Below are 20,195 nucleotides of genomic sequence, written 5' to 3'. Positions count from 1 at the left end.
CTTTCACGAGATCGCTGTCATGCGTACTTCTACCTCATCCGGCATCTGGATGCCGATCTTCGCCGGCCTCTGTGCCAGCCTGGTCAGCATTGGCTTGGCGCGCTTCGCTTACACCCCGTTGATCCCTTCGCTGATTGAAGCCCGCTGGTTCAGCGCCAATGATGTGGTCTACCTCGGCGCAGCCAATCTGGTCGGCTACTTGATCGGTGCCCTGCTAGGTCGGCCGACAGCGCGCCAACTCGGCAATAAAAATGCCCTGCGGTTAATGATGCTGGGAGTGACGGCGGCGTTTTTTGCCTGTGCATTTCCGTTGTCGGTGAGCTGGTTCTTCGGCTGGCGGCTGCTGTCGGGCATTGCCGGGGGCGCAATCATGGTGCTGGTGGCTGCAACCGTTCTGCCGCATGTGCCGGCAGCACGCAAAGGATTGGCCAGTGGTGCGATCTTCCTCGGCATCGGCCTCGGTATCGCTGGCTCCGGGACGTTGGTGCCGCCGCTGTTGAGTCTCGGATTGCAGGCCACCTGGCTGGGCCTTGGCATTCTGGCGCTGGTGCTGACGGCCCTGAGCTGGTTCGGCTGGCCGGACGACTTTGCGCATCCGCCAGTGACACATGAAGCGACGGGCGTACAGTCAACACCGCGCGCGGTGTATCTGTTGTTCGCTCAGTACGCGTTCATGGCCGCGGGCCTGGTGCCGGCGATGGTGTTTCTGGTGGATTACGTTGCACGTGGCCTTGGCGCCGGCGCGCATACCGGTGCGCTGATCTGGGTGATGTACGGTCTGGGCGCGATTGTCGGACCGGTGAGTTATGGTTTTCTCGCCGATCACCTTGGCGCACGCTCCGGCATCCGCTGGGTGCTGGTGGTGCAAGCGATTGCTCTCGGCCTGCTCGCAGTACCTCACTCGTTTCTGGCACTGGCGTTGTTGGCGGTGATTCTCGGTTCCTTCCCGCCCGGCATCGTGCCGCTGGCCCTGGCGCGGGTACATGAGCTGGTGCCGGAGCATCATGGTCAGCAGATCGCCTGGAGTCGCGCCACGGTGTCATTCGCCACGTTTCAAGCCTTGGCCGGATTTGCCTATTCGGCGCTGTTCAATGCCAGTGGCGGTCATCACGCGTCGTTGTTCGTGATTGCCGCTGGCGCGATCGTTGTAGCGCTGCTGCTGGAACATGCCGTGAAGTGGCTGCCCGTCGCGGCTCAACCACACCGTTGCACAAATTGAGGGGAATCATTGCCCGCCCGGCAAGCTCCCATTACAGAACGTACGCCTACAGGAGTCGACATGTCGCTGCCCAATGAAATGATCCGTATCGAAATCACCGAGCCCGGCGGGCCCGAAGTCTTGCAGCCCAAGCGCGTGCCGCTGCCGGTCGCTGCCGCCGGCGAAGTGCTGATTCGCGTGCATGCCGCCGGCATCAATCGCCCGGACGCCTTGCAGCGTGCTGGCAAGTACCCGATGAAGCCCGGCATGAATCCGATTCCAGGACTGGAAGTCGCCGGCGAAGTCGTCGCGCTAGGTGAAGGTGTCAAGCAGTTCGCCATCGGTGACCGCGTCTGCGCGCTGACCAATGGCGGCGGCTATGCCGAATATTGTGCGGTTCCAGCCGGCCAGACTCTGCCGATCCCCGCCGGCCTCGACTGGGTGCATGCTGCGGCCATTCCGGAAACGTTCTTCACCGTTTGGGCCAACTTGTTCGGTCTCGGCGGCGCGAGTCGCGGCCAGCGTGTGCTGATTCACGGTGGCACCAGCGGCATTGGCACTACCGCGCTGATGCTGTGCCGTGAATTCGCCATTGAAGTCTTTGCCACGGCCGGCAGCGCCGACAAATGCGCAGCGATCCGTGAGCTGGGTGGCGAGGCGATCAATTATCGCGATGCAGATTTCGCTGAAGTGATCGCCGAGAAGACCGACAAGCACGGAGTTAACGTAATTCTCGACATCATGGGCGGCTCGTACTTCAACAGTAATGTCAGCGCACTGGCAATGGACGGCCGACTGGTCATGCTCGGCTTCCTCGGCGGCGCGCGGGCCAATGACGTCGACTTGCTGGCCATTCTCGGCAAACGCGCGGTGGTCACCGGCTCGCTGCTGCGCGCTCGCACCTCAGCGGAAAAAGCCGAAATTGCTGCGCAACTGCATGAACACGTCTGGCCGGCGCTGACTGCCGGGCGCTGCCTGCCCATGATCGATAAGGTCTACCCACTGACCGACGCGGCGAAGGCCCACGCCCATATGGAGGCAGGTGACCATATCGGTAAGATCGTGCTGCAGGTGACTTGAGGCATCGCAGCATTTTGTAATCAATACAGCCGGACAGCGGTCGAAAAAATTACGCGCAGACCGAGGCATCTGGTAAAAGGCGTCTTTGTCTGCGCTCAGGTGAAACGTTTAATGTTCCGGTCCTTCATGACGCGTCTGCGCCGTCGCCGCCTGGCGTTCGCCTGCATGGCCGCGTTGATCATCGGCGTGCCGACCAGTTGTGCCGTGCTCGAACACACCGAGCGCACCCTGCTGTTTCGCATCGAACCGGGCAACGCTGGCTGGTATCGCGGCTTGCCCGGCAGCGTGCAGGAGCTCGATCTGCAGCCGAAAAGCTTCAAGGCCGGGCAAAACATCCATGCCTGGTGGTGGCCGGCGGAAAAAGCCGATGCGCCAGCGATTCTTTACCTGCACGGGGTTCGCTGGAACCTCACCGGTCAGTTGTTCCGCATCGAGCAACTGCGCGCAGCGGGCTATTCGGTGCTGGCTATCGATTACCGCGGCTTCGGTCAGAGCAAAGGTGATCTACCGTCGGAAAGCAGTGTTTATGAAGACGCTCGCGTTGCGTGGGAGCGCTTCCAACTGCTGCAACCGGACCCGAACAAGCGCCTGATCTATGGTCACTCTCTCGGCGGCGCGGTAGCGATTGACCTGGCCGCTGAACTCGGACAGCGCGCTGCTCGCAGCCACTCCCCCTTACCCGTGCGCGGTCTGGTCATTGAGTCGACCTTCACGTCGCTGGCCGACGTGGCTGCCGCCGTCGCCAATACCTCGCTACCCGTGCGCTGGCTGTTGTCACAGAAATTCGATTCCATCGACAAGATAGCCGACATTCACATGCCACTGCTGGTGGTGCATGGCCAGGCGGACGCCTTCGTACCGCCGCGCTTCAGCGAGCAATTGTTCAATGCCGCTGAGCAGCCCAAGCGCCTGCTGCTGGTGCCCGGAGCGACGCACAACAACAGCATGGCCCTCGGCGGCCAGGGTTATCGCAAGGCACTGGATGCATTGATGCAGACCAAACCGTCGCCGCGGGTGGCCGGGCCCGCAGTGGCCAAGGGCTCTCGCGACTCCTGAGCTGTCCGGTCAACCTACGCCCACCGGCATCAGCGCCGTGCCAGTTCGTGGCGTACGCACTGTTCGTAATAAGTCTGCTTGACCGCCGCGGGGTTCAACTTCGAACTGCTGTTATAGGTTTGCTCGGTAATGCCCATAGCGGTCATGCGCATCCAGGGCTGCTGGAACCGCCGAACCTGCAATTGTTTGCGTGCCCCGTACAACGAGACTCCAGACAGTTTTGAACGCTGCGCGCCGGCAGCAATGTCCGAGCCCCAAGTGCAGGCAAAGCGATGGCCCTTGCTCAGCTCTTTTGCCTGTACGCCCGAGGCGATCAAAGCCAGGGAAAGCGTCGCAACGGTGATAACAATCGTCCGCATTTAGCCGACCTAACCTTTTGAAAAAAGGCGATTTTGCCGGGGCAGATCAAGTCCGGGGGCCAGCAATTTGCCTTCCTGCGAAGACTAATCCTTGAACCGAGTACATCCCAAGCTCTGCCGCTCGTCCAGAACCTCGCACCTTTGGCGGGCTGGCTCATCCAAATCAGTACATCCCGTCGCGCAGAAGGCTCATGCAATGAACAGGACAATCGCCGCCTTATCGTTCGCCAGTCTGTATCTGATCAGTCCGCTTCATGCATCGGCAGCGGAAACGACAGCGGGCGCCGCCACCCCCGCCACCGCCCTGCCCGGTGTCAATCATGCAGAAAGCTCCCGCGACCATGATGAGAAGGCGAACAAGAAAGGCGAAGAATCCTCAGGCGCCAACGCGGGCGCGGAGCCTCATGAGACGCAGAAGGATGCCGCCACGTCCAGCGACTCCAAAGACCTGGAGAAAAAGCCCACGCAGTAATTTCCAATGGGCAACTCACAGACCATCCGGCCTGTGCTCGGGCTCCATAAATGAAAAGGCCAATGTCATCGACATTGGCCTTTTCATTTCAGTCCCGAAGAAACCGGTCCGTCATTGCTTGGTGCATTGAGCGCCCAGTCCCATGCCCATGGAACCCAGCGCAACCATCGGGCCGCTCGGAAGTTCGCACTTGTATTCGCCGCCATCGGTTTGAGCGGTGTAGTAGGTTGTATTGAAGTCGTTGCGGATGTTTGAAACCTTGATAACGGGTTTGCCAATGGTGGTCTGCGCTCGATCCTTCAGATCACTTTCGCCCGGTTTGACGGTCTGGCATCCAGAGACCGCGAGCGCGAATGTTGCGAGTAAAACGAGAACCGGGACAGTCCTTGATGAGTTCATTGCAGATCGACCTTTTTGATTTTTATGCCAGAAAATTTGACAGCAAGCTGTCAGGCGATAGGACTTTAAAGTCGAGCCGGGACTAGGGCAATTAGGTCGGATGTGCTAATGGCTGAAAGCTAGCGTCGCTCCCGATGAGGTTTTGCGACTGCTTTGGAGAGGCGCAGATCTTTGCGCGACCTCAATCATTAACTTAGAAAAAATGAATTAGCCACCTGATCCCTCGGTCAAGAATTATGAACGCAGTAAATCTGACGAGGTGACAGTAATGACTATCCAGGCAGAGACACTCGCAAAACTGACTGAAGCGCTTCAAGAGCGAGGCATGAATAGAGTTTCAGACATCCATTTCACCCGCGCACCTTACCGATACAACCATCGCTGGATCTGTATCGTGGAGTGAACGTGCCGACCGCCCACGCCTGGATCGAAGTATCCAGCGCGGGCGCCCCGGCGTTCGAAACAAACGCAGGGTGGCGAGGTCGTGTCTGCTTCTGACTCATCCATAGGTCGACGATAACAAAAAACCCGGCACGCTGGCCGGGTCTTGTGAACGGTAAAGGTTCATGGCGCCTGTTTCGCGCCGCCGTTATCCCGACCTGTCTGGGCATCCTGGTCAGAACCAGGATTTCCGGGTGGCGGATTCCAGTCCTCTGGTCGCTCGTCGGCACCCTGCTTTGGCTCAGAGATAGCCTGTTCCAGGCCAGAATCATGGCCCTCGCCAGAGTCCGGCGTTTGCTCGCCTGGTCCCCGGATACGGAGCTTCAGGACCGTTGTTGTCGTCAATCATCATTTTCTCCCGTCATTGGCGCAGGGCCTGCGCTTACTACTGAGAGGCGATTCCACGCCAGGGAGTGCGATTCGCTCGACGAGCGGGAATTACCCTCGCGCGCTCGTTAGTCAAATTCAGCTGTACTCACGTGGAAAAAAGCCCGTTCGATGGCGGGCTTTTTGTTTTAGGCGCACTAAGCGGCAACTACTATTTTCTCATTCGCTTCCAGGCGTTTCTTCTTCACGGCTTTCACGATGGGCTTTTCGACCAATATGTGAAGCGACACCGAAACCGCGAGAAGCAGTGCAAAGTAAGTCCAAAAATGGAGTTCATATCCCGTAGCAGATGATGGATAAAACCTGGATAGCAAAAGATACACTGGCATCTGCATGATATAAAGCGCGTAGCTGGCATCGCCAAGCAGCGTAGATAATTTCCCTTTCATGAACCCAGGAATGGCATGATTGCAAACTGCACAACTATAAATAAAAAACAAAAAAACTACCGCATAGAAGCTTGACCCATATGCAAAATTCTCTCCAAAAAAATCATTGATCACTCTTCCAGTTTTTGACAGCGCGTAGATAACAAAAATTGACAGAATAAATAAAACGACATTCTTTGCCTGCGCATAAGCACCACCAGCTTTTAGCCTTGAATACGCGTAACCTCCGGAAAACCCAAGCACGAAGCTGCAAAAATGCGCGGGTGGAAAATAATAAACAATATCTACCGCGCGTGATGGGTTGAGTATTGCAAACTCAGACTTGTTAATCGAAGACAACACAAGCTGTGTCGCCAGCCAAAAAACGCAGGAAACAGCAATCCACACTACTGGCGAGCCCACCCCTTTTCTCGCCAGAACGATTAAAGCGGGCGCAAGCAAATAGAAGGCCATCTCAACGGACACAGACCAAGCTGGCATATTAAGCGACAATGGATATGGACTAACCCATGACTGCAGCATCAAACCAGATAAAATCAGCTCAACATCTTTTCCCACTATACCTATCAGGGCTAGCGTTAAAACCAACGCTATAAGATACACCGGCAAAATTCTGGCAAGTCGATCCAGATAGAAACTGCCAACAGAAAACTCTTTCTTGATGGAAGATAATGCAATAACAAATCCAGACAGAACAAAAAAGAACGTTACTGCAATTGAACCAGCAGCAAGAACGGAAGGAAGCATTTTGTAAAACTGGGTGTCTCTCCCGTAGTGAAATATCACGACAGATGCCGCAGCGATAAACCTAAAGAATGTTAAAGATTCAAGCCTGTTGCTATCCTTCATTACCTGCGCATCCAATGTGTCCTTCGGCGCAGCGAATATACCAGAGCCTGCGCCAATGAACATGGCTACCTCATAGCATTGAGGCCAAAGCGAGCACCTTCTGCCGTCACGCGCAGCATAGAGCATCACTTCATGGCAACTCGAAGCCGGACTCACGCGGGTCGGCCTTGACCATTCCAAGAAGGAAAACAGCATGCCCTCCGCAAAAGTCCCCGCCCATGAAAAAGCCGAACTGGCTACAGTTCGGCTAAGTCGTTGAAAAATATGGTCGGGACGGAGTGATTCGAACACTCGACCCCTAGCACCCCATGCTAGTGCGCTACCGGACTGCGCTACGCCCCGACTGATGTTGCATCTCGTTCTTCACCTCGAAGAACGTTCAAGAATATAGCGCAAGCGTTTGAAAACTGGAAGTATTCAAACGCTGCTTTTTATTTCTTGAGTACTACCAGCACGTCTTCGAGCTCGGCAATCATCTGCCGGATCATCTGCTTGTACTGGGTGGTGTCGTCTTTGGCTTCGTCGCCGGAGAGGCGCAGGCGTGCGCCGCCGATGGTGAAACCCTGATCGTAGAGGAGCGCGCGGATCTGCCGGATCATCAGCACGTCCTGGCGCTGATAATACCGGCGGTTTCCGCGGCGTTTGACGGGGTTGAGCTGAGGAAACTCCTGCTCCCAGTAGCGCAGCACGTGTGGCTTTACGGCACACAGCTCGCTGACTTCACCAATGGTGAAGTAGCGTTTGCCCGGGATGACGGGTAGTTCGTCGTTATGACTTGGTTCCAGCATAAGCCTCAACTCGGGCCTTCAACTTCTGCCCTGGACGAAAGGTGACCACACGGCGAGCCGTGATCGGGATTTCTTCCCCCGTTTTCGGGTTGCGGCCAGGCCGCTGGCGTTTGTCCCGAAGGTCGAAATTGCCGAAACCGGACAATTTGACCTGCTCGTTGTCTTCAAGAGCGTGCCTGATTTCCTCGAAAAACAGTTCTACCAATTCCTTGGCTTCCCGCTTGTTCAGGCCCAGCTCTTCATACAGACGTTCCGCCATCTCAGCTTTCGTCAAAGCCCCCATACGTCACTTCCTTAACGTGGCGTTCAACCTTTGTTCGAGCGAGGTGAGGATATTTTGCGTCGTCGAATTCACCTCATCGTCATTAAGAGTGCGCGATGGATGCTGCCAGGTCAAGCCAACGGCGAGGCTTTTTCTATCAGGATCAATGCCTTTACCCTGATACACGTCAAACAGCCTGAGATCAGTGAGCCATTCGCCTGCATTTTCACGAATTACGTCCAGTACAGCCGAGGCTGCGACGTCTTTATGCGCGATCAGTGCAAGGTCACGACGCACTTCAGGAAAGCGCGACAACTCGTGGAATTTAGGCATTTTACCGAGTGCCACTTCAGCCAGAACCAGCTCGAAAACGAAGACCGGACGATCCAGGCCCAGCGCTTTCGACAGTTCTGGGTGAATTGCACCGATGAAACCGACTTCACGGCCTTCGCGTTCGATGCGCGCGGTTTGGCCCGGGTGCAGCGCCGGGTGTTTGCCCGGTGCAAAGGTGAACGAATCCAGCGCACCGGCGAAGCCCAGCACCGCTTCCACGTCAGCCTTGACGTCGAAGAAGTCTACGGTGTCGCGACCTTGTGCCCAGCCTTCCGGCAGGCGGCTGCCGCACACCACACCCGACAACATTGGCTCTTGCTTCAGGCCGTCGAGCTGGCCGACGAAACGCAGACCGCTTTCGAAGAGACGCACGCGATCCTGCTGGCGATTGAGGTTGTGTTGCAGCGCTTTGACCAGACCCGGCCACAGCGACGAACGCATGGCTGCCATGTCATTGGAAATCGGATTGGCCAGCAACAGGGGCTCGACACCCGGATTGAACAGTTCGAACTGGCGTGGATCGATGAAGCTGTAAGTGATCGCTTCCTGGTAACCACGAGCAACCAGGAGACGACGCAGCTCCGGCAGATCGCTACGCGCTTCTGCCTTTGCTTGCGGTGCCAGACGTGCTTGCGGGTAACGAACCGGCAGACGGTTGTAGCCGTAGAGGCGGGCCAACTCTTCGATCAGATCGACTTCCAGGCTGATGTCGAAGCGATGGCTTGGCACTTCAACGCGCCACTGCCCTGCCCCATCGGCGGTAATCTTCAGACCCAACCCGCTGAGCAGGCTTTCGACCTGAGCCGAATCCATTTCCATGCCCAGCATTTGCGTGATGCGCTGGGAACGCAGCGTGATCGGCGCGATCGACGGCAGGTGCTGCTCGCTGACGGTCTCGATGATCGGGCCGGCTTCGCCACCGGTGATGTCCAGCAGCAGGCCAGTGGCGCGCTCCATGGCTTCACGGGCCAGTTGCCAGTCAACGCCACGCTCGTAGCGGTGCGAGGCGTCGGTGTGCAGGCCATAGGAACGGGCTTTGCCGGCTACAGCGATCTGGTCGAAGAACGCACTTTCCAGGAAAACGTCGCGCGTAGTCGAGGACACACCGCTGTGCTCACCGCCCATGACACCGGCAATAGCCAGCGCACGGCTATGGTCAGCGATCACCAGCGTATCGCTACGCAGACTGACTTCCTGACCGTCGAGCAGCACGAGCTTCTCGCCCTCTTCCGCCATGCGCACGCGAATACCGCCATTGATTTCGGCGAGATCGAACGCGTGCAGCGGCTGACCCAGCTCGAGCATCACGTAGTTGGTGATGTCGACGGCAGCGTCGATGCTGCGCACGTCGGCGCGACGCAGACGTTCAACCATCCACAGCGGTGTCGGCTTCGACAAATCAACGTTACGGATCACACGCCCCAGATAACGCGGGCACGCGGCGGGCGCCAGCACTTCGACCGAGCGGACCTCGTCATGTGTGGCTGGAACGGCGGCTACTACCGGACGCGTTACCGGCGCGGCGTACAGCGCACCGACTTCACGGGCCAGACCGGCCAGCGACAGGCAGTCGCCACGGTTCGGGGTCAGGTCGACCTCGATGCTCGCGTCTTCCAGATCCAGATAAACCCGGAAATCTTCGCCGACCGGCGCATCGGCCGGCAGCTCCATCAGACCGTCGTTGCCTTCGCCAATCTGCAACTCGGCTTGAGAGCACAGCATGCCGTTGGACTCGACGCCGCGCAGCTTGGCTTTCTTGATCTTGAAATCACCCGGCAGCTCAGCGCCGATCATGGCGAACGGAATCTTCAGGCCCGGACGCACGTTCGGCGCACCGCACACGACCTGGAAGGTTTCCGCGCCATTGCTGACCTGGCACACGCGCAATTTGTCGGCGTCAGGGTGCTGCTCGGTGCTCAGCACCTCACCTACCACCACACCGCTGAATACACCGGCGGCCGGGGTCACGCTGTCGACCTCCAGACCGGCCATCGACAGACGGGCAACCAGCTCGTCGCGATCTACCTGCGGGCTAACCCAGCCACGCAGCCATTGTTCACTGAATTTCATCCTGCTCTCCTAAGAATTCGTTACGACTAGCGAAATTGCGCGAGGAACCGCAAGTCGTTGTCGAAGAACAGACGCAAGTCGTTCACGCCGTAACGGAGCATGGCCAGACGCTCGACGCCCATGCCGAAAGCAAAGCCGGAGAACTCTTCCGGATCGATGCCGGACATGCGCAGCACGTTCGGGTGAACCATGCCGCAGCCCATCACTTCCAGCCAGCCGGTCTGCTTGCAGACGCGGCAGCCTTTACCGCTGCACATCACGCATTCCATGTCGACTTCAGCGGATGGCTCGGTGAACGGGAAGTACGAAGGACGGAAACGTACGGCCAGCTCTTTCTCGAAGAACACCCGCAGGAATTCTTCGATGGTGCCTTTGAGATCGGCAAAATTGATATCGCGATCGACCAGCAGGCCTTCGACCTGGTGGAACATCGGCGAGTGGGTGATATCGGAGTCGCTGCGATACACACGGCCCGGGCAGACGATGCGAATCGGCGGCTGCTTCGATTCCATTGTGCGGACCTGTACCGGCGAGGTATGGGTGCGCAGCAGCATGTTGGCATTGAAATAGAAGGTGTCATGCATCGACCGGGCCGGGTGGTGGCCTGGGATGTTGAGCGCTTCGAAGTTGTGATAGTCGTCTTCGACCTCGGGGCCTTCGGCGATGCCGTAGCCAATACGGGTGAAGAACTGCTCGACACGCTCCAGCGTGCGGGTCACCGGATGCAGACCACCGGAGGTCTGGCCACGGCCCGGCAACGTCACGTCGATGGACTCGGCGGACAGTTTGGCAGCCAGTTCGGCTTCTTCAAACAGAGCCATGCGTGCATTGAGAACGCCTGTAACACGCTCCTTGGCAACGTTGATCAGGGCGCCGACCTGCGGACGCTCTTCTGCCGGAAGATTGCCCAGGGTCTTCATCACCTGAGTCAATTCACCCTTTTTGCCAAGGTATTGAACCCGGATTTGCTCCAGGGCATTGATATCTTCAGCGCTTTGCACAGCCTCTAGTGCTTGAGCGACCAGCGCATCCAGGTTTTCCATGTACAGACTCCAGATACAAAATAGGGGAAGAGCTTGAAGGCTCTTCCCCTATTTATGACGTTTAACACCTGACCCCACAAAGATGAGGCCGGGTGACTGTCGGGGGTACTTAAGCCAAGGTGGCTTTAGCTTTCTCGACAATCGCAGCAAACGCCGCTTTTTCGTTCACTGCCAGATCAGCCAGAACCTTACGGTCGATCTCGATGGACGCTTTTTTCAGGCCAGCGATGAAACGGCTGTAGGACAGACCATTAACACGAGCACCAGCATTGATACGAGCGATCCACAGAGCGCGGAACTGACGTTTTTTCTGACGACGGTCACGGTAGGCGTACTGGCCTGCCTTGATTACCGCTTGCTTGGCAACACGGAATACGCGGGAGCGTGCGCCGTAGTAGCCTTTAGCAAGTTTCAGAATTTTTTTGTGACGCTTACGGGCAATGACGCCACGCTTTACACGAGCCATGAGTTACTTCCTCTATTCTTGACTAAATTAACGAAGGCGCAGCATGCGCTCGACTTTTGCCACGTCAGACGGATGCAGCAAGCTGCTACCGCGCAGTTGACGCTTACGCTTGGTCGACATTTTAGTCAGGATGTGGCTCTTGAAAGCGTGCTTGTGCTTGATGCCGTTAGCAGTTTTCAGAAACCGCTTGGCAGCACCACTTTTGGTTTTCATTTTTGGCATGTTCGGATACTCCGCATTCAGTTGATAAACATAATCAGAAGGCCTGCCGTGCCCTGTTGATTACTTCTTCTTTTTCGGGGCGATGACCATGATCAGCTGGCGTCCTTCCATCTTAGGATGCTGTTCGACCGAACCGTACTCGAGCAGGTCTTGTTCAACCCGCTTGAGGAGTTCCATCCCCAGCTCCTGGTGGGCCATCTCACGGCCGCGGAATCGCAAGGATACCTTGGCCCTGTCCCCGTCACTCAGGAAACGTACCAGGTTGCGCAGTTTTACCTGGTAATCCCCTTCCTCCGTCCCTGGACGAAACTTGATTTCTTTAACCTGAATCTGCTTCTGGTTCTTCTTCGCCGCGGCAATCTGCTTCTTCTTTTCGAAGATCGACTTGCCGTAGTCCATCACACGGCAAACCGGTGGGACTGCGTCTGCGGAGATTTCCACCAGATCAAGCTTTGCTTCTTCAGCGATACGAAGCGCTTCATCAATCGAGACGATGCCAATCTGCTCGCCATCAGCGCCAATTAACCGAACCTCGCGTGCCGAGATATTCTCGTTGATCGGGGCTTTCGGTGCAGCTCGTTTATCTTGTCTCATTTCACGCTTAATAATAATTACTCCGAATCTGGGCGACCACGCCGGGAAACCGCTTGCGCGAGAAACTCAGCGAACCGGGCGACGGGCATCGAGCCCAGGTCAGCACCTTCACGAGTACGCACAGCGACAGTCTGCATCTCGACTTCCTTATCTCCGATAACCAAAAGATAGGGAACCTTGAGCAAAGTATGCTCGCGGATTTTAAAGCCGATCTTTTCATTTCTCAAGTCGGACTTGGCACGAAATCCGCTTTCGTTGAGAGTTTTTTCAACCTCTGCAACAAAATCTGCCTGTTTATCAGTGATATTCATGATCACCGCCTGCGTTGGCGCCAGCCAGGCAGGGAATGCACCTTCGTAGTGCTCGATCAGAATCCCGACGAAACGCTCGAACGAACCGAGGATCGCGCGGTGCAGCATCACCGGGTGTTTGCGGCTGTTGTCTTCGGAGACGTATTCAGCGCCCAAACGGACAGGCAGGTTAAAATCGAGCTGCAAGGTACCACATTGCCAGACGCGACCGAGGCAATCTTTTAACGAGAACTCGATCTTCGGACCATAGAACGCCCCCTCACCTGGCTGCAGATCGTACGGCAGGCCCGCAGAATCGAGGGCTGCAGCCAGTGCGGCTTCCGCGCGATCCCACAGCTCGTCGGAACCGACGCGTTTTTCCGGACGAGTGGACAGTTTCATCTCGACATCGGTGAAGCCGAAGTCGCGATAAACGTCCATGGTCAGCTTGATGAACGCAGCGGACTCAGCCTGCATCTGCTCTTCGGTGCAGAAAATGTGGGCGTCATCCTGAGTAAACGCACGCACACGCATGATGCCGTGCAGCGCACCCGATGGCTCGTTGCGGTGGCAGGCACCGAACTCGGCCAGGCGCATCGGCAGCTCGCGGTAGCTTTTCAGGCCCTGATTGAACACCTGCACATGGCACGGGCAGTTCATCGGCTTGATCGCGTAGTCGCGGCTTTCCGACTCGGTGGTGAACATGTTGTCGGCGTAGTTGGCCCAGTGCCCGGATTTCTCCCACAGGCTGCGGTCAACGACTTGCGGCGTTTTGATCTCGAGGTAGCCGTTGTCGCGCTGCACCTTGCGCATGTACTGCTCGAGCACCTGATACAAGGTCCAGCCGTTCGGGTGCCAGAAGACCATGCCCGGCGCTTCTTCCTGGGTGTGGAACAGACCCAGACGCTTGCCGATCTTGCGGTGATCGCGCTTTTCAGCTTCTTCGATGCGCTGAATGTAGGCCGCCAGTTGTTTCTTGTCGGCCCAGGCTGTGCCGTAAACGCGCTGCAATTGCTCGTTCTTGGCGTCGCCGCGCCAGTAGGCGCCGGACAGCTTGGTCAGCTTGAAGGATTTGAGGAAACGCGTGTTCGGCACGTGCGGACCACGGCACATGTCGACGTATTCTTCGTGATAGTACAGGCCCATGGCCTGCTCGTTCGGCATGTCCTCGACCAGGCGCAGCTTGTAGTCTTCGCCGCGGGCCTTGAACACTTCGATCACTTCGGCGCGTGGAGTGACTTTCTTGATCACGTCGTAATCTTTCTCGATCAGCTGCTGCATGCGCTGTTCGATGGCGGCCATGTCGTCCGGAGTAAAAGGACGCTCGAAGGCGATGTCGTAATAGAAGCCTTCGTCGATGACCGGCCCGATGACCATTTTTGCAGTCGGGTACAGCTGCTTGACCGCATGGCCAACCAGGTGCGCGCAGGAGTGGCGAATGATCTCCAGCCCCTCTTCATCCTTTGGCGTGATGATTTGCAGGGTCGCGTCGCTGCTGATGATGTCGCTGGCGTCGACCAGTTGCCCATTGACCTTGCCGGCCAGGGTCGCCTTGGCCAGACCGGCACCAATGGATGCGGCGACCTCGGCTACGGAAACCGGGTGATCGAATGAACGTTGACTGCCGTCGGGAAGAGTAATAGTTGGCATGGCGCCTCCTCTCCTAGTGGTGACCCCTACCAAAGGTCACGTGGGTTGGGATGAGCCAGTACAAGATCCGGTCCAGGCCATTCAATGACGAACGCCTGCCTTACAGCGGCAGGAGCCTTGCGGCCAACCGGAAAACCGAACCAGAGTGACTGGGATTCAAATCAGGATATTCGCACGCTGACCGCAGCCGGGACTAAAGGGCATCCGGCGCTTGAAAACGCATGAGACCGGCATCCTAGCACAGATGAGCGGTCGCTTACGTGCTGATTTGGCAGAAGGCAAACCGTCCGTTTTTATGCCAGAGTGCTGAACTAGATCGGCTCTTCAGCCCTCAGATAACAAGACATTGACCCACAAGGAGCATTCTCGCATGCGTCTGAACACCTTATTCGCCGTCGTCGCCCCTCTTGCTCTGCTGCTGCCGCTGAGCGCTCATGCCGACTGGCCGAAGGGCGAGCGTGAAAAATACATGGCGCAGTGCACCCAGGCAGCCACGCAGCAAATTGGCGCTGCCGCAGCCAAATCCCATTGCGCTTGTGGCGCCGACGCCATCAAGTCCTATCCGGCCAGTGATATTCAGGCATTGATGGACAACAAGGCGACCCCTGAACTGCAGCAGAAAGCCCTCGGTCAGATCGCCAAATGCAAGGCGAATCCCCCAGCGAAAAAATGAGAACACCACGTTTTTTGATCGGCTGAAAGCTGGAAAAAAGTGCTGGAAATGAAGCTTTTCAGACGATTTATGCACGTTTTACAGGTTTTTTTATCGTCTTTACGTTTCGCTGCAAGCCTTTGAAACCGGGGCTTTCAGCAGAAACAGGTGGTAAATAAAACACGACTGATTGGCAAACAGCACGTCCGGGGGGCTCCCAAAGCGAACATTTCGACTATGATACCCGGGTGTGCCCAGTTGGCCTGAGCAGCACAGTACTACTGAAAATATATGTTTCTTGGAGATACACCATGTCTAATCGCCAAACCGGCACCGTTAAATGGTTCAACGATGAAAAAGGCTTCGGCTTCATCACTCCTCAAGGTGGCGGTGACGACCTGTTCGTACACTTCAAAGCTATCGAATCCGACGGTTTCAAAAGCCTGAAAGAAGGCCAGACCGTCTCTTTCGTGGCTGAGAAAGGCCAAAAGGGTATGCAAGCTGCACAGGTTCGCCCAGAGTAATTTCCTGGCGCACTAAAAAAACCCCGTCCATGTGACGGGGTTTTTTGTGCCTGCAACAAAAGTCGTGGGCGATCAGCCGCAGTTGACGCGGGTAACCACCAGATTGTTGTCAGTGTTCAGGTTCAGGCGATCGGATCGGTATTCCAGAGTGATCATGTCGGTCGGCTTGAGGAATCGCGCATTTTGCGCACCGGCCTTGACGCGCGCCTGCTCCAGGAGTTCCGGCGAAGCCTTCTTGCCGACGGTGAACTGCGCCGCCGTTGCCTCACAGCGACTGTGACCCGCGTCGGTCGCCACGCTTTCCTTTGCCGACTCGCTGGAGCTCGTGCTGCAACCGGCCAACAGCGCAGCAGCCATAAGTGCACCCAGTGTCGCGAACTTCAAAGGCATGAAGCCTCCTTGATTTCAAAATGGTTAAGCTGAGATCGTGCGACCGCCAATCAGGCGTTTGGTTTCGCGAGCAAAGCCGTCACCCGGCCGCACAATCGGAAAAACGCCGAGTGTGCCTGAGCGCACCAACGTTCTCAGCCCGCAATCGTGACTGAATATTAACGGCGCTCAGTAGACGTCGATGTAATCGAAAGGCGGATTCGGCCAGTTGTCCTTGAGCGCGTTGTAGATCTGCATGACCCACACCTCATCACTGGCCGCCACATTGCCTACATATCCCGATCCCTTGGCCCACGTCTCGAGGCGAAACAGCAGATCGTCGATGTCCTGACCACCGGTGACCGTCGACAAATAGGCGATGCCGCCCTTGGTCACGCGCAATTGGGTGTGCACGTCGTCGCTGGCCGAGGCCAATAACTGGCGCACAGCCTCTACCGTCAGGCCGTCGGGAGTGTTCAAATCGATTTGCACAGCACAGCCTCTGGGTCGCTGGAAAAGACCAAGTGTCGCATAGCACCCCGCTCATGCCTAAGTCGCAGTGCCAAGTGCACGACAAAATGGTTAACTCGACGTTCGGACTTTCATCTCTTCGAGCGCCCAATGAACACCATCAACATCAGCATCGACGCCGACATAAAAGCCAAATGGGCAGACGGACACAGCTCTTACAGCCCGGGCACCGCCGAGGAGCTTGCGTTGATTGGCATCGATCTGTTGGTCAAGGCTCTGGGCACCGAACCGGCTCTGCAATTCATCAAGCAGGTTTTTGAGCGCTACCCTGTCGAGGTCACCGCGCAGGAAGTGACTGAGAAGGGATAAAAAAACCCGCAGGCTGGCACCTGCGGGCGGGTCGTTTACTTCAAGCGCTTGAGACGCTCGGTCAGCAGATCAAAGAAACCCTGGGCATCGCCATTCTCGACCCAGTATGCATTTTTCGGCGCCTTCAGGCCGTCGTACCAGTCAACAATAGTCTGACCAAACGTCGGACCTTCACGACTGTCGACCACAACGTTGACCGCGCGACCGGTGAACAGCTCAGGCTTGAGCAGATACGCGACGACGGTGGCGTCATGCACAGGGCCACCCGGAATGCCGTAGTGTTCCATATCGCCTTTGATGTATTCGTTGAGGATGTTGCCGACAATCTTGCTCGCATTGTTATCGAGCGCGGCAATCTGCTTCAGGCGGGCATCACTGGTGAGGATCTTGTGGGTCACGTCCAGCGGCAGATACGTCAGCTTCACCCCGCTTTTTAGCACAACTTCCGCCGCTTGCGGGTCGGCGAACAGGTTGAATTCGGCGACAGGCGTGATGTTGCCGCCGTTGAAATGCGCACCGCCCATGATTACCACTTCCTTGATGCCCTGTACGATCTCCGGCTCCTGGATCAGCGCCAGCGCCAGGTTGGTCTGCGGTCCGAGCATGGCGATGGTGATGCTGTGCGGCTTGGCCTTTTTCAGGGTGTCGATCAGATAGTTGACCGCATTGCCTTCAGCCAGACCCTTTTTCGGCTCGTGCACGGTGACACCCGACAAGCCTTCCTTGCCATGGATGTTTTCGGCATAGATCGGCGTGCGCATCAGCGGCTTCGGCGCACCGGCGTACACCGGCACATCCTCGCGCCCTGCCCATTCGCGAGCCAGTCGGGCGTTACGCGAGGTTTTGTCCAGACGCACGTTGCCGGCCACGGTGGTCAGCGCGCGAATATTCAGCTCGTCCGGCGAGGCCAGCGCGAACAGCAAGGCGACCACGTCGTCAGCGCCGGGATCGGTGTCGATGATCAGGTCGATTTTCTCCGCCGCCTGGGCGCCGGTGGCAGTGATGACGGACAAAAGCAGCAGACTCCGGAGCAATTGGTGCAGTTTCTGAGCATAGCGTTGCATGGCGCATTCCTTGTGCAGATGAAATCGAAAAATCAGAACGTAACTCCCGCGACCAGCACGATGTTGCAGTACGGCTGGCATTCGCCCGTACGAACAATCGCCCGCGCCTGTCGGCTGAGTACCTTGAATTGCTCATGACCGAGCAGATCGCGACGGCCCAGAGCCCCCTCCCCGTTCAACGCTTCGAGCGCACTCAAGGCGCTCGGTTGTTTATCGAAGATTTCCTTGGCGATTGCGTGGCTCTCCACCTGCATCTCGCTGAGCACCACGTTGAGGGTGCTGATGAAATCCGGGACGCCGTGAGTCAGTGCCAGGTCGATCAGCTCGACACCCGGCGGTACGGGCAGCCCGGCATCGCCAATCACTACCATGTCGCCGTGGCCCAGCGATGCGATCAATCGCGACAACGCGATGTTGAGCAAAGGAGTTTTTTTCATACCGGTTCAAAAGCCTGTACGTCGGACATAGTGGGAATGGACGGCTGTGCGCCCGCGCGGGTGACCGACAGCGCGGCGGCGATCTGTCCGTAGCGAATGGCTGAAGCTTCGGATTGCCCTCTGGCCAGAGCAGCGGCAAAACCACCGACAAACGTGTCACCTGCTGCCGTGGTATCGACAGCCTGCACTTTCGGTGCGGGGAAATGCTCGAACCCCTGACCATTGGCAAACAGCGAACCTTGCGCCCCCAGAGTGACAATGACTTTGCCGGCCCCCATGGCGATCAACCGAGTGGCCGCGCTTTCTGCGGTCTTCAGCGAATCCACTGGCATGCCGCTCAAGGCGGCCGCCTCGCTTTCGTTCGGAATCAGGTAATCGATTGCTGCAAACCAGTCCGCCGGCAGCGGGCGACTGGCCGGGGCTGGATTGAGGATGACAATCTTGCCGAGGGCGCGCGCGCGCTTGAGCGCATGCCCTACGGTGGCGTCAGGAATTTCGAGTTGGCAGATAATCACGTCTGCCGCTTGAAGCACCGCGTCGAATCGGTCGATAACGGTTGGCGTCATTGCACCGTTGGCACCGGCGACGATGACAATGGCGTTCTGGCTGTTGTCATCGACCACAATCAGCGCCACGCCACTGGAACCCTCAACGCTACTCACGGCCTGGCAGTCGATCTGCTCGGCCAGCAGCGCATCGCGCAACTGCACACCGTAATCGTCGTTGCCGACACAGCCGACCATCGCCACCTGCGCTCCGAGCCGTGCAGCAGCCACCGCCTGATTGGCGCCCTTGCCACCGGATACCGTGGCAAACGAATGGCCGATCAGGGTTTCACCGCCGACCGGCAGCCGAGGCGCGCGGGTCACCAGGTCCATGTTCAGGCTGCCTATTACCACTACATTTGCGGGCATACATCATTACTCATCAATTCGGTTTCAGCGATATTCGGTGAACACGCCGGACAGCGGTGCGGTGGATTCGCGCAAGACGATACTCGGGGTGACAATGCGTTGATCGGTGCCCAGGTTCGGCGTGGCGATCCTGCGCAGCAGCACCTCGGCGGCCATCTCACCGAGTTGCAGGATCGACTGCCCCACCGTGGTCAGCGCCGGATACACGTAACGGCTCATCTGAATGTCATCGAAGCCGATGACCGACAGCTCGCCAGGCACCCGCACGTTGCGTTCTGCTGCCGCGCGCAACACACCGATGCCGATCATGTCGTTACCGGCAAAAATCGCGCTCGGCGGATTGCTTTCCAGCAGCTTCGCCGCGGCGTTGTAACCGCCCGTACTGGTGAAGTCACTTTCCAGCATGCGCTCCTGCCGCACCGCGATACCCGCCTCTGCCAACGCGCGGCAATATCCGGCCTGACGCATCTGCGCGACACTGGTGCTCGCCGGACCACCGATGGTAGCGATGTCGCGATGCCCCAATTCCAGCAGATGACGGGTTGCGAGGTACGCGCCGTATTCATGGTCGATACGCACCAGATCGGCGTCGACGCCTTCAAGACCGCGGTCGACGATGACCATGGGCGTTTTCACCCCGGCCAGCCCCTGCGCAAGGGCGCTGTCACCGCCGGCAGACGCGAAGATCAGACCGTCGATGCGTTTTTCCAGCAATACACGCAAATAGCTGCGTTGCTTGTCGGGATTGTCGTCGGAGTTGCAAAGGATCACGCAGTAGCCGTTACGCTCGCAGTAATCCTCGATTCCACGCGCCAGCTCGGCGAAGTACGGGTTGAGACTGTTCGGCACCAGCAGGCCGATGGTTGCCGTGGTCTTGGCTTTCAGCGAACGCGCCACCGCGCTCGGCACATAGTCGAGGCTCTTGATTGCCGCTTCGACTTTCAAGCGCACTTCCTTGCTGACCGGCCGGGTGTTGTTCACCACATGCGACACCGTCGTGTAGGAAATGCCTGCCAGCGCTGCCACATCCTTGATCGTTGCCATGTC

Annotated in this window: 24 protein-coding genes and 1 tRNA gene; 7 read left to right on the top strand and 18 right to left on the bottom strand. The window is 57.5% G+C overall.

Translation table 11 applies throughout. The annotated features are described in order from the left end of the window. The first annotated feature begins 19 nt into the window (after positions 1–19). From BLU52_RS08140 to BLU52_RS08130, 3 genes are all read left to right on the top strand, one after another. Positions 20–1,219, top strand: coding sequence for a YbfB/YjiJ family MFS transporter (locus BLU52_RS08140; RefSeq protein WP_090282690.1), 1,200 nt, complete (start codon positions 20–22; stop codon positions 1,217–1,219). A gap of 60 nt (positions 1,220–1,279) precedes the next feature. Further along, positions 1,280–2,278, top strand: coding sequence for an NAD(P)H-quinone oxidoreductase (locus BLU52_RS08135; protein ID WP_090282689.1), 999 nt, complete (start codon positions 1,280–1,282; stop codon positions 2,276–2,278). A gap of 111 nt (positions 2,279–2,389) precedes the next feature. Then, positions 2,390–3,334 (top strand): alpha/beta hydrolase, encoded by a 945-nt coding sequence (locus tag BLU52_RS08130; protein WP_090282688.1) that lies wholly within the window; start codon positions 2,390–2,392, stop codon positions 3,332–3,334. A gap of 29 nt (positions 3,335–3,363) precedes the next feature. Here the strand turns inward: BLU52_RS08130 and BLU52_RS08125 are convergent, their stop codons facing one another. After that, positions 3,364–3,693, bottom strand: a complete 330-nt coding sequence (locus tag BLU52_RS08125; protein ID WP_090282687.1) for a hypothetical protein — start codon at positions 3,691–3,693, stop codon at positions 3,364–3,366. Positions 3,694–3,889: 196 nt separating this feature from the next. On the opposite strand from BLU52_RS08125, the gene BLU52_RS08120 reads away from it, so the two are divergent. After that, entirely contained in the window at positions 3,890–4,165 is a 276-nt protein-coding gene (locus tag BLU52_RS08120; RefSeq protein WP_090282686.1) for a hypothetical protein, read from the top strand. 111 nt (positions 4,166–4,276) lie between these two features. Here the strand turns inward: BLU52_RS08120 and BLU52_RS08115 are convergent, their stop codons facing one another. The 11 genes from BLU52_RS08115 to thrS form a co-directional block, all read right to left on the bottom strand. Further along, a complete protein-coding gene (locus BLU52_RS08115; protein ID WP_090282685.1) occupies positions 4,277–4,564 on the bottom strand; it encodes a hypothetical protein in 288 nt (95 codons plus the stop codon). 965 nt (positions 4,565–5,529) lie between these two features. Further along, complete coding sequence (locus BLU52_RS08105; RefSeq protein ID WP_157720682.1) at positions 5,530–6,693, bottom strand: acyltransferase family protein; 1,164 nt, start codon at positions 6,691–6,693, stop codon at positions 5,530–5,532. A 202-nt stretch (positions 6,694–6,895) separates the two neighbouring features. Next, a tRNA-Pro gene (locus BLU52_RS08100) sits at positions 6,896–6,972 on the bottom strand. Between the two features lie 89 nt (positions 6,973–7,061). Next, positions 7,062–7,418, bottom strand: coding sequence for a MerR family transcriptional regulator (locus tag BLU52_RS08095; RefSeq protein ID WP_003179985.1), 357 nt, complete (start codon positions 7,416–7,418; stop codon positions 7,062–7,064). Beyond that, positions 7,399–7,701 carry an integration host factor subunit alpha gene (gene ihfA / locus BLU52_RS08090; RefSeq protein WP_002553164.1) on the bottom strand — a complete coding sequence of 101 codons (303 nt, stop codon included), beginning with the start codon at positions 7,699–7,701 and terminating at the stop codon, positions 7,399–7,401. The genes BLU52_RS08095 and ihfA overlap by 20 nt, the downstream gene beginning before the upstream one ends. Before the next feature lie 3 nt (positions 7,702–7,704). Beyond that, on the bottom strand, positions 7,705–10,083 hold the full coding sequence (gene pheT / locus BLU52_RS08085; RefSeq protein ID WP_090282683.1) for a phenylalanine--tRNA ligase subunit beta: 2,379 nt from the start codon (positions 10,081–10,083) through the stop codon (positions 7,705–7,707). A gap of 26 nt (positions 10,084–10,109) precedes the next feature. Continuing rightward, a complete protein-coding gene (gene pheS, locus BLU52_RS08080) occupies positions 10,110–11,126 on the bottom strand; it encodes a phenylalanine--tRNA ligase subunit alpha (RefSeq protein ID WP_090282682.1) in 1,017 nt (338 codons plus the stop codon). A gap of 109 nt (positions 11,127–11,235) precedes the next feature. Further along, on the bottom strand, positions 11,236–11,592 hold the full coding sequence (gene rplT / locus BLU52_RS08075; protein WP_002553161.1) for a 50S ribosomal protein L20: 357 nt from the start codon (positions 11,590–11,592) through the stop codon (positions 11,236–11,238). Positions 11,593–11,619: 27 nt separating this feature from the next. Further along, positions 11,620–11,814, bottom strand: a complete 195-nt coding sequence (gene rpmI, locus BLU52_RS08070; protein ID WP_002553160.1) for a 50S ribosomal protein L35 — start codon at positions 11,812–11,814, stop codon at positions 11,620–11,622. Positions 11,815–11,874: 60 nt separating this feature from the next. After that, entirely contained in the window at positions 11,875–12,426 is a 552-nt protein-coding gene (infC, locus tag BLU52_RS08065) for a translation initiation factor IF-3 (protein ID WP_169432615.1), read from the bottom strand. Further along, a complete protein-coding gene (thrS, locus tag BLU52_RS08060; RefSeq protein WP_090282681.1) occupies positions 12,426–14,348 on the bottom strand; it encodes a threonine--tRNA ligase in 1,923 nt (640 codons plus the stop codon). Before thrS ends, infC begins: the two co-directional genes overlap by 1 nt. 370 nt (positions 14,349–14,718) lie before the next feature. Between thrS and BLU52_RS08055 the strand changes: the two genes are divergently transcribed. Then, positions 14,719–15,021 carry a hypothetical protein gene (locus BLU52_RS08055; RefSeq protein ID WP_090282680.1) on the top strand — a complete coding sequence of 101 codons (303 nt, stop codon included), beginning with the start codon at positions 14,719–14,721 and terminating at the stop codon, positions 15,019–15,021. 290 nt (positions 15,022–15,311) lie between these two features. Continuing rightward, a complete protein-coding gene (locus tag BLU52_RS08050; RefSeq protein ID WP_003179963.1) occupies positions 15,312–15,524 on the top strand; it encodes a cold-shock protein in 213 nt (70 codons plus the stop codon). A gap of 72 nt (positions 15,525–15,596) precedes the next feature. On the opposite strand, the gene BLU52_RS08045 is transcribed toward BLU52_RS08050, so the two are convergent. Continuing rightward, a complete protein-coding gene (locus BLU52_RS08045; RefSeq protein WP_090282679.1) occupies positions 15,597–15,914 on the bottom strand; it encodes an I78 family peptidase inhibitor in 318 nt (105 codons plus the stop codon). A 168-nt stretch (positions 15,915–16,082) separates the two neighbouring features. After that, entirely contained in the window at positions 16,083–16,385 is a 303-nt protein-coding gene (locus BLU52_RS08040; protein WP_090282678.1) for a hypothetical protein, read from the bottom strand. A gap of 129 nt (positions 16,386–16,514) precedes the next feature. On the opposite strand from BLU52_RS08040, the gene BLU52_RS08035 reads away from it, so the two are divergent. Then, positions 16,515–16,733 carry a hypothetical protein gene (locus tag BLU52_RS08035; protein ID WP_090282677.1) on the top strand — a complete coding sequence of 73 codons (219 nt, stop codon included), beginning with the start codon at positions 16,515–16,517 and terminating at the stop codon, positions 16,731–16,733. A gap of 35 nt (positions 16,734–16,768) precedes the next feature. Here BLU52_RS08035 and BLU52_RS08030 read toward each other — a convergent pair whose 3' ends face one another. From BLU52_RS08030 to BLU52_RS08015, 4 genes are read right to left on the bottom strand one after another with little or no spacing between them, the layout of a single operon-like run. Continuing rightward, positions 16,769–17,797, bottom strand: coding sequence for a nucleoside hydrolase (locus tag BLU52_RS08030; protein WP_090282676.1), 1,029 nt, complete (start codon positions 17,795–17,797; stop codon positions 16,769–16,771). Positions 17,798–17,829: 32 nt separating this feature from the next. Next, positions 17,830–18,234 (bottom strand): D-ribose pyranase, encoded by a 405-nt coding sequence (gene rbsD, locus BLU52_RS08025; protein WP_090282675.1) that lies wholly within the window; start codon positions 18,232–18,234, stop codon positions 17,830–17,832. Then, positions 18,231–19,148 carry a ribokinase gene (rbsK, locus tag BLU52_RS08020; protein WP_090282674.1) on the bottom strand — a complete coding sequence of 306 codons (918 nt, stop codon included), beginning with the start codon at positions 19,146–19,148 and terminating at the stop codon, positions 18,231–18,233. The genes rbsD and rbsK overlap by 4 nt, the downstream gene beginning before the upstream one ends. Positions 19,149–19,172: 24 nt before the next feature. Next, positions 19,173–20,192 carry a LacI family DNA-binding transcriptional regulator gene (locus BLU52_RS08015; RefSeq protein ID WP_090282673.1) on the bottom strand — a complete coding sequence of 340 codons (1,020 nt, stop codon included), beginning with the start codon at positions 20,190–20,192 and terminating at the stop codon, positions 19,173–19,175. Positions 20,193–20,195: the final 3 nt, after the last annotated feature.

The organism is Pseudomonas granadensis (assembly GCF_900105485.1).
Lineage (GTDB): Bacteria > Pseudomonadota > Gammaproteobacteria > Pseudomonadales > Pseudomonadaceae > Aquipseudomonas > Aquipseudomonas granadensis.
The sequence above is the reverse complement of the archived record's forward strand: the minus strand, read 5'-3'. Positions and strand labels throughout refer to the sequence as shown.